The 12,721-nt window shown below is 32.2% G+C and carries 12 protein-coding genes and 4 tRNA genes; 12 read left to right on the top strand and 4 right to left on the bottom strand.

Going from position 1 to position 12,721, the window contains the following annotated elements:
- Positions 1-828, bottom strand: an 828-nt coding sequence (locus CAMP5118_RS07780) for a cache domain-containing protein (protein ID WP_337217006.1), incomplete at its 3' end; no start/stop codon positions are given.
- Positions 829-1,124: 296 nt separating this feature from the next.
- Between CAMP5118_RS07780 and CAMP5118_RS07775 the strand changes: the two genes are divergently transcribed.
- The 4 genes from CAMP5118_RS07775 (at position 1,125) to CAMP5118_RS07760 (ending at position 1,508) form a co-directional block, all read left to right on the top strand.
- Positions 1,125-1,199: transfer RNA gene (locus CAMP5118_RS07775), tRNA-Gly, on the top strand.
- Positions 1,200-1,208: 9 nt separating this feature from the next.
- Positions 1,209-1,297 (top strand) — tRNA-Leu (locus CAMP5118_RS07770).
- 16 nt (positions 1,298-1,313) lie between these two features.
- Positions 1,314-1,387 (top strand) — tRNA-Cys (locus CAMP5118_RS07765).
- Positions 1,388-1,420: 33 nt separating this feature from the next.
- A tRNA-Ser gene (locus CAMP5118_RS07760) sits at positions 1,421-1,508 on the top strand.
- A gap of 75 nt (positions 1,509-1,583) precedes the next feature.
- On the opposite strand, the gene ilvD is transcribed toward CAMP5118_RS07760, so the two are convergent.
- Positions 1,584-3,260 (bottom strand): dihydroxy-acid dehydratase, encoded by a 1,677-nt coding sequence (gene ilvD, locus CAMP5118_RS07755; protein ID WP_337217005.1) that lies wholly within the window; start codon positions 3,258-3,260, stop codon positions 1,584-1,586.
- 134 nt (positions 3,261-3,394) lie between these two features.
- Here ilvD and CAMP5118_RS07750 point away from each other — a divergent pair, with 134 nt between their 5' ends.
- Positions 3,395-4,747 carry a Na+/H+ antiporter NhaC family protein gene (locus tag CAMP5118_RS07750; protein ID WP_412175511.1) on the top strand — a complete coding sequence of 451 codons (1,353 nt, stop codon included), beginning with the start codon at positions 3,395-3,397 and terminating at the stop codon, positions 4,745-4,747.
- On the opposite strand, the gene CAMP5118_RS07745 is transcribed toward CAMP5118_RS07750, so the two are convergent.
- Both CAMP5118_RS07745 and CAMP5118_RS07740 read right to left on the bottom strand, forming a co-directional pair.
- On the bottom strand, positions 4,744-5,718 hold the full coding sequence (locus CAMP5118_RS07745) for a phospholipase A (RefSeq protein WP_263679737.1): 975 nt from the start codon (positions 5,716-5,718) through the stop codon (positions 4,744-4,746). The two genes, CAMP5118_RS07750 and CAMP5118_RS07745, sit on opposite strands and share 4 nt — an antisense overlap.
- A complete protein-coding gene (locus CAMP5118_RS07740; protein WP_263679738.1) occupies positions 5,681-6,280 on the bottom strand; it encodes an NTP transferase domain-containing protein in 600 nt (199 codons plus the stop codon). The genes CAMP5118_RS07745 and CAMP5118_RS07740 overlap by 38 nt, the downstream gene beginning before the upstream one ends.
- Before the next feature lie 41 nt (positions 6,281-6,321).
- Here CAMP5118_RS07740 and CAMP5118_RS07735 point away from each other — a divergent pair, with 41 nt between their 5' ends.
- The 7 genes from CAMP5118_RS07735 to CAMP5118_RS07705 all read left to right on the top strand — a co-directional run.
- Positions 6,322-7,626: an NFACT RNA binding domain-containing protein gene (locus CAMP5118_RS07735; protein WP_263664319.1), complete on the top strand. Its 1,305-nt coding sequence runs from the start codon at positions 6,322-6,324 to the stop codon at positions 7,624-7,626.
- 2 nt (positions 7,627-7,628) lie between these two features.
- A complete protein-coding gene (locus CAMP5118_RS07730; RefSeq protein ID WP_263679739.1) occupies positions 7,629-7,949 on the top strand; it encodes a hypothetical protein in 321 nt (106 codons plus the stop codon).
- An 11-nt stretch (positions 7,950-7,960) separates the two neighbouring features.
- The gene (locus CAMP5118_RS07725) at positions 7,961-8,689 is read left to right on the top strand and encodes a phosphatidate cytidylyltransferase (RefSeq protein WP_263679740.1); all 729 of its coding nucleotides are present in this window, start codon (positions 7,961-7,963) and stop codon (positions 8,687-8,689) included.
- Positions 8,686-9,765, top strand: a complete 1,080-nt coding sequence (gene dxr / locus CAMP5118_RS07720; protein ID WP_263679741.1) for a 1-deoxy-D-xylulose-5-phosphate reductoisomerase — start codon at positions 8,686-8,688, stop codon at positions 9,763-9,765. The genes CAMP5118_RS07725 and dxr overlap by 4 nt, the downstream gene beginning before the upstream one ends.
- Entirely contained in the window at positions 9,762-11,150 is a 1,389-nt protein-coding gene (locus tag CAMP5118_RS07715; RefSeq protein WP_337217004.1) for a M99 family carboxypeptidase catalytic domain-containing protein, read from the top strand. Before dxr ends, CAMP5118_RS07715 begins: the two co-directional genes overlap by 4 nt.
- Positions 11,147-12,154, top strand: coding sequence for a tRNA (adenosine(37)-N6)-threonylcarbamoyltransferase complex transferase subunit TsaD (gene tsaD / locus CAMP5118_RS07710; RefSeq protein WP_337217003.1), 1,008 nt, complete (start codon positions 11,147-11,149; stop codon positions 12,152-12,154). The genes CAMP5118_RS07715 and tsaD overlap by 4 nt, the downstream gene beginning before the upstream one ends.
- A partial coding sequence (locus CAMP5118_RS07705; RefSeq protein WP_337217002.1) for a pilin occupies positions 12,151-12,721 on the top strand: 571 nt, incomplete at its 3' end. The genes tsaD and CAMP5118_RS07705, both read left to right, overlap by 4 nt.

The raw sequence follows: 12,721 nt of genomic DNA, 5'->3' as shown, positions 1-12,721 counted from the left end.
GGTAGTGATAATCGCAATAGGCTTTAAATTTCTAATAATAGCAAATCTTACTAGAAGCAAAGCTATTGTTATAGCTATAATTGCAATTATAATTTGTTGAAATAACAATTTGTTTACCGCGTCAGTATATATAGATTCATCTGTAATCGAACAAATTACATATTTGGGATTTAATGCTTGATTGCAAGTTACCACTTGGGTTTTACCTGCTCCATCTTTAGCATAAAACAAGGTTTCTTCTTTGCTTGGATCAGCTAAATCAGGATTAGCTTTTATAGCGTTTGCTATATTGACACTTAAATCGTTTTTAGTAAGCATTCTTTCTTTGTCTTCATGGAAGGTTATAATACCTTCTCTATCATAAACTGCAACATAAGAGCTATTAGAGTGCCCCAGCGATAAAACATCGGTTGAAAACCTTGAAAGATCATAATCTCCTGCTGCAACACCTATAAATTTACCACTTGAATAAATTGGTGCAGCATATGTTACAGTTATTTGACCGCTAGAAGCAGAGACATAAGGATCGGTAACGATTAGTTTGCCAGCAGCCTTTGCTTCTTTATACCAAGGTCTATTTTTAGTATCATATCCACTTGTGATATCATTAATAACTTTGTTGGATCTGTAAGTTTTACCAGTGTCTTCAAATCCAATGTAAACAAGTTCAAAATCTGATGACTGTTTTAGAGTGCCTAAAATATCTATAATTTCGTCTTGATGCATATTTGGTTTGGAAGAGATCGAGTGTCCAAGAGAGTTGATTGCTGCTCTTTTTGAACTACCATAAAGTTCATATACCTTTGTAACATCTAGCATTGTTTTCATCTGTATTTCATACAGATAATCATTGATTGTTTTTTTAGATTCATAGTAGTTTATAACATTAACTACGGTTAAAATTGCTATAATTAACAAACAGGTTATAAATGTTAATTTACTTGATAAGCTTTTAAAGCTGAACATAAATACCTCCATTGTAATATTTTAAATTGATTAAATCAGACTCAGTTTTATATCATATTGATTATAAAAATATTATTAATTTTAATAATAAGTTTATTTGATTATTGTAATTTTTTATATATATTTAAGCTTTAATAGGTATAATTTCAATTTTATATGCGGGAATAGCTCAGGGGTAGAGCACAACCTTGCCAAGGTTGGGGTCGCGAGTTCGAATCTCGTTTCCCGCTCCATTATCACCCGCCCGGGTGGTGGAATTGGTAGACACAAGGGACTTAAAATCCCTCGGAATTTTTCTTCCGTGCCGGTTCAAGTCCGGCCTCGGGCACCACTTTTTGGTAACTCAAGGCGACATAGCCAAGCGGTAAGGCATGGGCCTGCAAAGCCTTGATCTCCGGTTCGAATCCGGATGTCGCCTCCAATGCGATGTTAACACTTGATATTTTTATTCTTTCGGGAGATGGCTGAGTGGTCGAAAGCGGCGGTCTTGAAAACCGTTGAGGGTCACACCTCCAGGGGTTCGAATCCCTTTCTCCCGGCCACTTTAACATAATTTTTCATATTTTTGTTTTCACATTTAAAAGATATTTCTTAATTTCTCTAAGAAATTAAGAAAATTATTCTAAGTCTAAAACCCCGCCTTTGCTAGCATTGCTTACAAGCTTTTGATACATTTTAAGCCATCTTGAATTTATTTGTTTATTTGGCATTTTAAAGTTTGCTTTGCGTTTGGCGATTTCATCTTGGTTTAAATTTACATTGATACTGTAATTATCCACATCAATTTCTATCTCATCGCCATCTTCTAAAAGCGCTATAAGTCCACCTTCTGCAGCTTCAGGAGAAATGTGACCTATACTAAGCCCTCTTGTAGCTCCGCTAAAACGACCATCTGTTATAAGTGCTACTTTGGCACCAAGTCCCATGCCTGTGAGCAATGAGGTTGGACTAAGCATTTCTTGCATGCCAGGTCCACCCTTTGGTCCTTCATAGCGTATCACACACACATCACCTTCTTTAACTTTACCTTTTATAATGCCTTTAATGGCTTCTTCTTGAGAATTAAAACAAACCGCTTTACCTTTGAATTTACGTTCACCCATAATACCTGCAGTTTTTATCACACAGCCTTGTTCTGCTAAATTTCCAAAAAGTATAGCAAGTCCACCTACATTTGAATAGGCATTGTCTATTTTTCTTATAATATTTTCATCTTTAATGCTAGCATTCTCAATGCGTTCTTTTAAAGTTTTTCCGCCAATATCTAGAGTATCAAGTTCTAAAATATGGCCTGGTTTTTTAGCTATTTCAGCCATTACTGCACTTACTCCACCTGCTTTGTGTATATCTTCCATATAAACAGTATTTAAAGATGGAGCAATTTTGGCTATATGAGCCACATTAGCACTGATGTGATTGAGTTCTTTTATATCCAAATTTACACCTGCTTCATAAGCAATGGCAAGCATATGTAAGATAGTATTTGAGCTTCCACCCATAGCCATATCAACAACTAAAGCATTGTTAATGGACTTTTTAGTAATGATATTGCGAATTTTAAAACGCTCATCTAGGGCAATCTCGCAAATTCTACGCGCAGCCTTTCTTAAAAGCTCTTCTCTTTCTTTGCTAAGTGCTAAAATAGTTCCATTTCCTTCAAGCGCTATGCCCATAGCTTCACATAAAGTATTCATAGAATTTGCAGTAAACATACCCGAGCAAGATCCACCGCTAGGACAAGCTTTGCATTCTATATCTTTTAAATCATCTTCATTGATTTTTTTAGCCTCATAAGCTCCCACTGCTTCAAAAACAGAACTTAGACTGATTTTTTCTCCGTGTTTATTTACTCCTGCTCGCATAGGCCCACCGCTCACAAAAATAGTCGGCACATTAACTCTTAAAGCCCCCATGAGCATACCTGGAGTGATTTTATCACAATTTGGGATACAAATTAGTGCATCAAGTTGGTGTGCATTCATCACTGTTTCAATAGAGTTTGCAATGATTTCACGACTTGGCAAAGAATAAAGCATACCATCATGCCCCATAGCAATGCCATCATCTACACCTATAGTATTAAATTCAAAAGGAATGCAACCATTTTTGCGGATTTCATCTTTGATGATCTTTGCATATTCATTTAAGAAAAAATGTCCCGGGATGATATCTATATAGCTATTTGCAACACCTATAAAAGGTTTGTCAAAATCCTCATCATTTAAGCCACATGCTCTAAGTAAAGAACGATTTGGTGCTTTTAAATGTCCTTTTTTGATCGCGTCACTTCTCATTTGTATCCTTTTTTAAAGTAAAAACTATCATTTTATGCTTTTATTTTGCAATTTTTGCTTAAATTTTTTAAACTTAAATGGTATTTTAAAGAAAATTATTTAAAATGTGCAATTATTTTGATTTAAGGAATGTAATGCTTTTAACTAATCCGGTATTTATAGGCGTTGTATTAATGACGCTTTTGTGTTTTTTTAGGTTTAATGTTTTGCTTAGTGTTTTGCTTTCTGGGCTTTTTGTAGGCGTTTGGTCTAAATTTATGCATATAGAGCATTTAACTTTGATGGAGTTTTTTACCCAACTTCCACAAGCTATGATGGATTCTATGAAAATTTTAATCGATGGTATGCAAGGAAATTTACAAACAGCACTAAGTTATATTTTACTTGGAGCGGTGGCTGCTGCTATATCAAAAACTAATTTAACAGCATATTTGATTAAAATAGTTTCGCATTATATTTCACATAAAAAATACTTACTTATACTTTCTTTGGCATTTATTGCTTGTTTTTCACAAAATTTAATCCCTATCCACGTGGCTTTTGTGCCTTTATTGATCCCACCTTTGTTAAAGCTTTTTAATAAATTAAAAATAGACCGTAGAGCCATAGCTTGTGCGCTAACTTTTGGACTTACCACACCTTATATGGTAGTGCCTTTAGGTTTTGGGCTTATTTTTCAAACTTTGCTTGTAGATAATTTAAATTCAAATGGAGTGCAAATTAGCTTAGGAGAAGTTTCTCAAACTATGGCTTTTGCGGCTATTTGTATGCTAGTTGGTCTGTTTTTAGCTGTATTTGTATTTTATGCTAAGCCAAGAGAATATCAAGAAGAGCAAATTGTTAAAATGGACTTTGAAAATCTAAAAATGAGTAAAAAAGAATGGGGTGTTTTAGCTGGTCTTGGACTGACTTTGATTTTGCAAATTTTAACGCACAATTTACCTTTATCTGGACTTTTGGGTTTTGTATTGATGGTGATTTTAGGTGGAGTAGAATATAACAAAGTTAATTTAGTCTTTGATGATGGGCTTAAAATCATGGGTTATATAGCTTTTGTAATGCTTGTTGCTTCAGGATATGGGGAGGTTTTAAAGCAAAGTGGGGGTATAGCTGAGCTTGTAAAAACAAGCGTGCCCTTTATGGCACAAAGTCACTTTTTAGCTATTTTTATCATGTTAGCCATAGGTCTTTTAATCACCATAGGTATAGGCAGTTCTTTTGGTACTATTCCTATCATCGCTGCCTTATTTTGCCCTATATGTATAGAGCTTGGTTTTTCACCTGCTGCGATTATTTTTATCATCGGTGTTGCTGGAGCTTTAGGTGATGCAGGATCGCCTGCTAGTGAGACGACTTTGGGAGTGAGTGTAGGGCTTAATGCAGATAAGCAAGGTGATCACATCAAAGATACTTGTATACCAACCTTTTTATGCTTTAATGGCTCTTTGCTTATCTTAGGTAGTGTTATAGCATTTTGTTTGCTTTAATACATCAGCAAAATTCCGCTTGAGAGTCTGCTTGAAGATTTATTATATTCAATAAGACTCTCACCATAACCATTAAAATACTGAGTGTAAATATACAAGCCATTGTTGGAGATTTTATAAGCTCCACTTATTTCCACTGCACCGCGGTTATTAGCAAAATTTAAATTATTACGCCATAAGATATTGATAAAATAATCATCTTGAGTATAAGCAAGATTGATATCAAAATTACCCAAATATTTTTCTATATCAGGATTATCATCCTCTGAGCTTTTTTCAGGAATTCTTAGCCAAACCCTAGGTATGAACACAAAGTCGTCAAAAAACCATGCATTGCTTAGATAAATTCTATTCCAAGATCTTGATTTTGGATCATCTTGCCCGTTTGATTCGTGTAATAAACCAACGCGTATATTTTTTAAATTTTCAAAAGCTCCATGCCCACTTATAGGAAAATTGATGAAAAATTCAGGCAAATAATTAGTCTCCCTAAAAGGTGATGAATGCTCATAAAGCTGCCACCACGAAATTTGTGTATAAGCTATGTTATAGCTTTCGTTTAAACCCAAAAGATTTTCAAAAAGAGTTTTTTTAAGACTTACTTGAAATTTAGTTTCAGTGCTTTTATAATCTCTTTTGCTAAAACTATAAGAAACAGGCATAAAATAACTAAGATTATGCGTGCTAATACCAAAAGGATTGTATGATTTTTCTGTGCCAAGGTAATTTGCTAAAGCTTCGCTTCTTGGGTTAAAATCATCTATTTTATGTTCTTTTGTTGCATTTTGCTCATTGTTAAGAGAAAGTTCTAAATTTTTTGTTTTTGCTGTATCTTTTAAAGCTAAGCTTTTATAAATTTGCATAGCCTTTTTATACTCACCTTGCCTTTCATATTTTAAGGCTTGATTGATTAAATCTTCATTTGCTAAAGCACTAAAAGCACATATTATGGGTAAGATTGTCTTTTTCATGAAGCCACTTTTTGTATTCGTTAAAATAATTTAAATTTATAAACTCATTTTCATTTTTAAAATCTATAAATTCCGCTTTCATTGTATCACAAAAAAGAGCTAGTTTGTGGTTATTTTCTTGTAAAAATTGCAAAGTTTTTTCAAAATTTCTACCATGATAAAATCCACATAAATAATGCTTGTGCTTTTTTGTGCTTGCTAAGAGTATATTTTGTGATTTTAGATGATGAAAAAGTTTAAAAATACTTTCTTTGCTTATACTTGGAGTATCCACGCTAAGGATAAATACATAGGTGTTTTGAAAATGTTTGAGTATGGAATTTAAGGCAATGAGTGGGGAGTAGTTATTTAAATCCTCATCTAAAATAAGTGCTAAGTTTTTTTGATGAAATTTATCTTTTTTAGCGCTAATAAAAACTTGATTAAAAATTCTTGACATTTTTTCATACTGATAAAGAGTTAAGTTTTTATCATCTACTTGCAATAAGCTTTTATCTTTTCCCATGCGTGAAGACTTTCCGCCACATAAAATCACGCAAGGATAGGGAATTTTTTTACTCATAAAAACCTCATAAATTCATCAAAATATTTTATAATACATTTATGAAATATACAGATTTAATACAAATAAAAGATTATTTTAAACAATTTCAAAGGCTAAATTATCTCAAACGCCTTGATGATAATATCTTAGAGCTTAGCTTAGATCATCAAGCCTTTATACTAGATTTAACACGCGGAAAAAGTGGAATTTACCAAGATAAGCTCCAAGCAAAAGCTTATAATGCACCTTTTGATTTTATGTTAAAAAAATACTTTTCTAATGCAAAGATTTTAAATTTAGAAGTATTAGAAAATAATAGAATTTTATCTTTTGAAGTTTTATCAGAAAAATCTTACAAAGCTTATGGGGCTAAGATTTATTTTGAATTTACAGGAAAAAACACCAATGTCATCATTACAGATACTAATGATATTATCATAGAAGCTTTGCGTCATATAGATAAAAGTTATCGTATTGTAAAAATAGGCGAAAAACTCCAAGCTTTAAAAGCTTATGAGATTAAAGAAGAATTTGTAAAGATTGATGATTTTAATGTGTATTTTAAAGAAAGTGCTAAAAAGTTACAACAAGAGCGCTTAAAAGATATAAAAGAAAATAAACTTTTAAATGTAGATAAAAAAATTTTTACCCTTAAAGAGAGTATAGAAAATTTAGAACAAGAAAGCAATTTATTAAAAAAAGCTCAAGAGTTAAGTCAAAAGGCAGATGTTTTATTTGCTAATTTAAATTCTTTAAAAGATTATCAAAGAGAATTTATTTTGCAAGATTTTAATGCAAATGAGCTTGCTTTTAAGCTTGAAGATACACCTAAAAACAGCGCGAATGAATTTTACAAAATGGCTAAAAAGCTAAAACAAAAGGCTAAAAATATTAATATAGAAAGAGAAATTTTAAGTGAAAAACTTGATTTTTTAATCAATTTAAAAGATTTAATCACCAAAAGCACTTCTTTGCGAGAATTAGAAGTTTTAATGCCTAAAAAAAGTAAAAAAACCAAAAAAGAAGAGTTAAACGCAGGGGTTAGTAGCTTTTATTTTGATGAGTTTAAAATCAGTGTAGGACGCAATGAAAAAGCTAATGAGTATTTATTAAAAATAGCTAAAAAAGATGATATTTGGTTGCATGTGAAAGATTATCCTAGTGCACATGTGATCATTACTTCAAATAAATTAAAAATAAGTCAATTAGTGCTAGAATTTGCCGCAAAGCTTTGTGTGGAATTTTCCAAGCTAAGTTCTGGAACTTATTTGGTCGATTATACGAGTAAGAATTTTGTTAAAGTTAGAGAGAAGGCTTTTGTAAATTATACAAATTATAAGACTATAAGCATTTTAAAGGAGTGAATATGCCTATAAGTCCCATAGGTGGTGTTAATTATGCTAACCAAAATGCACCAGTACATTCAGCACAAGTGAGCAATGAACTAGCAAAAGACTCTTTTGCGACTTTGGTAAATATGAGTGAGTTTCAAGCAAAAGAAAAGGCGGTTGAAAAACTTGAAAAAGTTAATCAAACTCACGAAGTAAGTGATGAGGTAAAAGAAAGACAAGAGGAAGAAAAGAAGCATTCTAAACATCATCAAGAACAAGAAGAAAAAGACGAACAAGAAGAAAAAGAGCAAGAGGTGGTTAAAAAAAGCTCTCATTTACTTGATTTAAGCATATAGAAAGGATAAAAATGTTTTCAAAGACAAGAATTCTTAGTGCTATTGTGATGATAGCCGTAATAGCTGTTGTTGCTTTGGTGGATAATTTTTTGATTAATTTTGCTATTTTTGGTGTTTTATTGTTTTTGGCATTTAAAGAAGCAAAAGCTATGTTTAAAAGTAAACATGCAAGTGCCTTTGTGGCTTTGTGTATTTTTGCAATAGGTGCATTTTTAGATAAACCTTTCTTTATAGGCCTTATGGCTTTGATTTTGATTTTAGGATATTTAGTTTATAAAAAAAGTGAAAATTTAAATGAACTTATACCTTATATATATCCTACTTTGCCTATTTTAATGCTTTATCAAGTATTAAGCTATGAGGGTATGTTTGTATTATTTTGGCTTATAGTGATTGTCGTTGCTTGTGATAGCGGGGCGTATTTTATAGGAAAGCTCATTGGTGAGAGAGCTTTTTCTCCAACAAGCCCAAATAAAACTTTAGAAGGGGTTGTAGGTGGCATAGTTTGCGCAGGGATTTTAGGAACCATCATAGGTTCTTTTGAATTTAGCTTAGTAAAAAGTATTTATATATCTTTAATAGTAGCTATTTTTGCTGTGATAGGGGATTTGCTTGAGAGTTATTTTAAAAGACAAGCAGGCGTTAAAGATAGCGGTAATTTAATCCCAGGTCATGGGGGAGTTTTAGATAGAATTGATGCTGTTATCATTGCAGCATTTGCAATGGCAACTTTAGTATGATTGTACTTGGAAGCACAGGAAGTATAGGGGTTAATACTCTTTTTATTGCCAAAGAAAAAAACATAAGCATAGAAGCCTTATCTTGTGGTAAAAATATCAAGGTTTTAAATGAGCAAATAGCTCTTTTTAAGCCTAAATTTGTATGCATACAAGATGAAAAAGATAAAACCTTGGTTGATCATGATAAGATTTTTTGCGGCCAAGAGGGCTTAAAAGCGATGATAGTTGAGTGTAAAAGCTCTTTGGTGGTAAATGCTATAGTGGGTTTTGCAGGGTTAAACTCAAGTCTTATGGTGCAAAAACTTGGTAAAACTTTAGCTTTAGCAAATAAAGAAAGCCTAGTAGTAGCAGGGAAATTTTTTGACACTTCTAAGATTAAAGCTATAGATAGCGAACATGCAGCATTAAAGTGTTTGATAGATAAAAGAAAAGATATTAAAAAGCTTTTCATCACAGCAAGTGGCGGAGCCTTTTATAATTATAAAATCAAAGATTTAAAAAATGTCAGCGTAAAAGAAGCTCTTAAGCATCCTAACTGGAGCATGGGAACTAAGATCACCATAGATAGTGCTAGTATGTGTAATAAGCTTTTTGAAATTATCGAAGCTTATCATCTTTATGGCATTAAACAAATAGATGCTTTGATAGAAAGAAAATCTTTAGTGCATGCTTTGTGCGAGTTTAAAGATGGTGGCATGAGTGCATATTTTTCTCATGCAAATATGCGTTTATCTATAGCTCAAGCGATTTTAGATGAGCATGATCAAAGCTTTGTAGAAAATTTGGATTTATTAGCTATGCCAAGTTTAAAATTTGAAAAAATTAGTTTAAAAAAATATCCTATATTTTCACTCAAAGATGAACTTTTAAAAAAGCCTGACTTGGGCGTGATTATAAATAGTGCAAATGAGTATATGGTGTATCAATTTTTAGCTCAAAAAGCGCAGTTTTTAGATATCGCTAAAGGAATTTTTAAAGCACTAGATCATTTTGGTGTGCCAAAGATTAACCAAATTGAAGATGTTTTTGAGTATGATAAACAAGTAAGGCTTTATTTAGATAAGGAAATGAAGTGAGATATTTTTTAAGTGTTTTGATTTTTATAAATGTGGTTTTTGCTTTAGAATTTAGTGTGAAAGAAAATGGAAAAAGTTTAGACGATAATAACACGGTTTTAATCCTTGGAGGCATACAAGGAGATGAGCCAGGTGGGTTTCATGCAGCTAGTTTGCTTTTGAGTGATTATAATATCACTAAAGGTAAAATCATCGTTGCGCCAAATTTGGCTTTTGAAAGTATTATTGCTAGAAATAGGGGAAATTTTGGAGATTTAAATAGAAAATTTGCCCATATAGATGAAAGCGATCCTGATTTTCACACCATAGAGCGTATAAAAAAGCTTATTTTAGATCCTGAAGTTAATATGGTCATAAATTTACACGATGGAAGTGGTTTTTATAGACCACAATATGAAAGCAAAGATAAAAACCCAAACCGCTGGGGTAACACTAGCATTATCGATCAAAGCGAAGTAAATTCTACTAAATATGCAGACTTAGAAAACATAGCTAAAGAAGCGGTGGAAAATATCAATAAAGCCTTAGTAAAAGAAGAACATCAATATCATTTAAAAAACACCAAAACCCAAGAAAGTAATGATAAAGATATGTTAAAGGCTTTAACTTATTTTGTAGTGTCAAATCACAAAGCAGCCTTTGCTAATGAAGCGAGCAAAAATTTACCAACACATTTAAGAGTGTATTATCATCTTTTGGCGGTGGAGTATTATCTAAAAAAGGCAAATATAGAATTTCAAAGAACTTTTGAGCTAACTCCAAATGGGGTTTATAGAGCCATTGAAAAGCCTTTGGAGGTAAGACTTTTTAATGATAAAATTTTACTTTATCTTGACAAACCTACTAATGCTATAAATTTCTTACCTTTCCCTGTTAATCAAGCTTTAAATTATGAAGCAAGCAATGAAATTACAGCGGTGATTTCAAACGCTAGTTCATACTCAGTCAATTACGGAAATCGCTTGCAAACTAGACTATACCCTGAATATTTTGAGTTTTCAAATGCGCTAGATAGTGTTGAAATGATAGTAGATGGAAAAAACATACAAACTAACTTTGCTCAAAAAATCATGGTAAAAAATAGCTTTAAAATTCCTTCTATTGTAGGTGTAAGGGTTAATGTCATAGGTTTTGATAGGGGTAATGATGAAAGCGGTATAGAAATAAGTAAAAATCAAATGCAAAGTCGTTATTCTTTAGACAAAAAAAGAAAGATTTATAGAGTGGAATTTTATGAGTTAAAAAATGCAAATTTAGCCGATCAAGCCTTAGAAAAAAAGACAAATTTTAAAGAAATCAAAAAAGCGAACATACCTGCAAAAGCCATAGAAAAAGCAGAGCAAAAGGACAAATTTATTGGTATGATTTTAGTGGAATTTCAATGAAAAGCTTAATTCTTGCCATAGAAAGCTCGTGTGATGATAGTTCTATTGCTATCATAGATAAAAACAGCTTTGAATGTATTTTTCATACAAAGATTTCTCAAGAAAATGCTCATAGTGTCTATGGAGGGGTGGTGCCTGAGCTTGCAGCAAGATTGCACAGTGAAGCCTTACCTAAAATCTTAGAAAAATGCCAAAAATACTTTGACAAACTTTGTGCTATAGCAGTTACAAATGAACCTGGTCTTAGTGTGAGTTTGATAGGTGGGGTTGCTATGGCTAAAATGCTTGCTGTTAGTTTAAATTTACCACTTATAGCGATTAATCATCTAAAAGGACATATCTACTCTATGTTTTTAGATAAAAAAGCTAGTTTTGATATGGGCGTGTTGCTTGTAAGTGGTGGGCATACTATGGTACTTTTTATCGATAAGCAAGGTAAAATCACAGAACTAGCAAGAACAAATGATGATAGCTTTGGAGAAAGTTTTGATAAAGTAGCTAAGATGATGGGACTTGGTTATCCTGGTGGGGCTATCATAGAAAATTTAGCTAAAAATGTAAAAGAAAGTGATTTAGAATTTAGCATACCTTTACTTCATTCTAAAGACTTAGCTTATAGTTTTTCAGGACTTAAAAACCAAGTGCGTTTGGAAATTTTAAAAGAAGAGCTAAGCTTAGAGCGTAAAAGCAAAATAGCCTTTGCATTTCAAAAAGCAGCCATAGCGCATATTTTAAACAAGTTAGAAAAAATTTTTAAAGAGTATAAATTTAAGCGTTTTGGTATAGTAGGTGGAGCTAGTGCAAATTTAAGCTTAAGAAGTCAAATAGAGCATTTATGCCAAAGCTATCAATGTGAACTTTTGCTAGCTCCGCTTGAGTATTGTTCAGATAATGCTTTGATGATAGCAAGGATAGCTTGTGAGGCTTATGAGCGTAAAGAATTTGTAAGTATTGAAGATGATCTTATAAGTCCTAAGGTGAAAAATTTACAAGGTGTATTATGAAAAAGGCTTTTACTATTATAGAACTTGTGTTTGTGGTGATTATACTTGGTGTTTTAGCAGCAGTTGCTTTGCCAAAATTTAACACAAGTAAAGATGAAGCAAGTACAGCTCAAGCTTTAGGAAATTTAAAAACTTTTATCAATGATGTAAGTTCTTGTGTATTAAAAAATGAAAGTCTTTCAAGTATAGCTTTGATGAGTAATGTAGCAAATATAAAAAATGAAGATTTATCGAATTTGCAAAATTCCACCAAAGAACTTGATTTTAGTGTAGGAAATGATGAGCAGTGTTTTAAAGTGCTTTTTGTAGATAAAGAAAGCATTTTGCTTTTAGCGCTTATGGTAGATAGCGCTCAAAAAAGCAAAGCCCAAAATATAGCAGATTTAAAAAATCAAGCTTTGAAAGATCCTAAAAATCAAAGTATAAAAACTCAACTAGATGAGGCTTTAAATGCTTTTAGTCAAAGTGAATTTACAAGCACTTCAAAGTCTAAGGCTTGCCAAAGTTTAATCCACTCTAAAGCTTTTAAAGACTTAGCTACTAGGGTGTATTTTTTAAGCGGCGGTT

The organism is Campylobacter sp. LMG 7929 (assembly GCF_024723595.1).
Taxonomy (GTDB): Bacteria; Campylobacterota; Campylobacteria; order Campylobacterales; family Campylobacteraceae; genus Campylobacter_D.
This window is presented reverse-complemented; position numbering and strand designations above follow the sequence as displayed.

Bases quoted from the DNA above. Each gene is read 5' to 3' on its own strand.
- CAMP5118_RS07745 (WP_263679737.1), bottom strand. From the start codon at position 5,718: ATGAAAAAGACAATCTTACCCATAATATGTGCTTTTAGTGCTTTAGCA.
- CAMP5118_RS07735 (WP_263664319.1), top strand. From the start codon at position 6,322: ATGAAATATACAGATTTAATACAAATAAAAGATTATTTTAAACAATTT.
- tsaD (WP_337217003.1), top strand. From the start codon at position 11,147: ATGAAAAGCTTAATTCTTGCCATAGAAAGCTCGTGTGATGATAGTTCT.
- CAMP5118_RS07725 (WP_263679740.1), top strand. From the start codon at position 7,961: ATGTTTTCAAAGACAAGAATTCTTAGTGCTATTGTGATGATAGCCGTA.
- CAMP5118_RS07740 (WP_263679738.1), bottom strand. From the start codon at position 6,280: ATGAGTAAAAAAATTCCCTATCCTTGCGTGATTTTATGTGGCGGAAAG.
- ilvD (WP_337217005.1), bottom strand. From the start codon at position 3,260: ATGAGAAGTGACGCGATCAAAAAAGGACATTTAAAAGCACCAAATCGT.
- dxr (WP_263679741.1), top strand. From the start codon at position 8,686: ATGATTGTACTTGGAAGCACAGGAAGTATAGGGGTTAATACTCTTTTT.
- CAMP5118_RS07750 (WP_412175511.1), top strand. From the start codon at position 3,395: ATGCTTTTAACTAATCCGGTATTTATAGGCGTTGTATTAATGACGCTT.
- CAMP5118_RS07730 (WP_263679739.1), top strand. From the start codon at position 7,629: ATGCCTATAAGTCCCATAGGTGGTGTTAATTATGCTAACCAAAATGCA.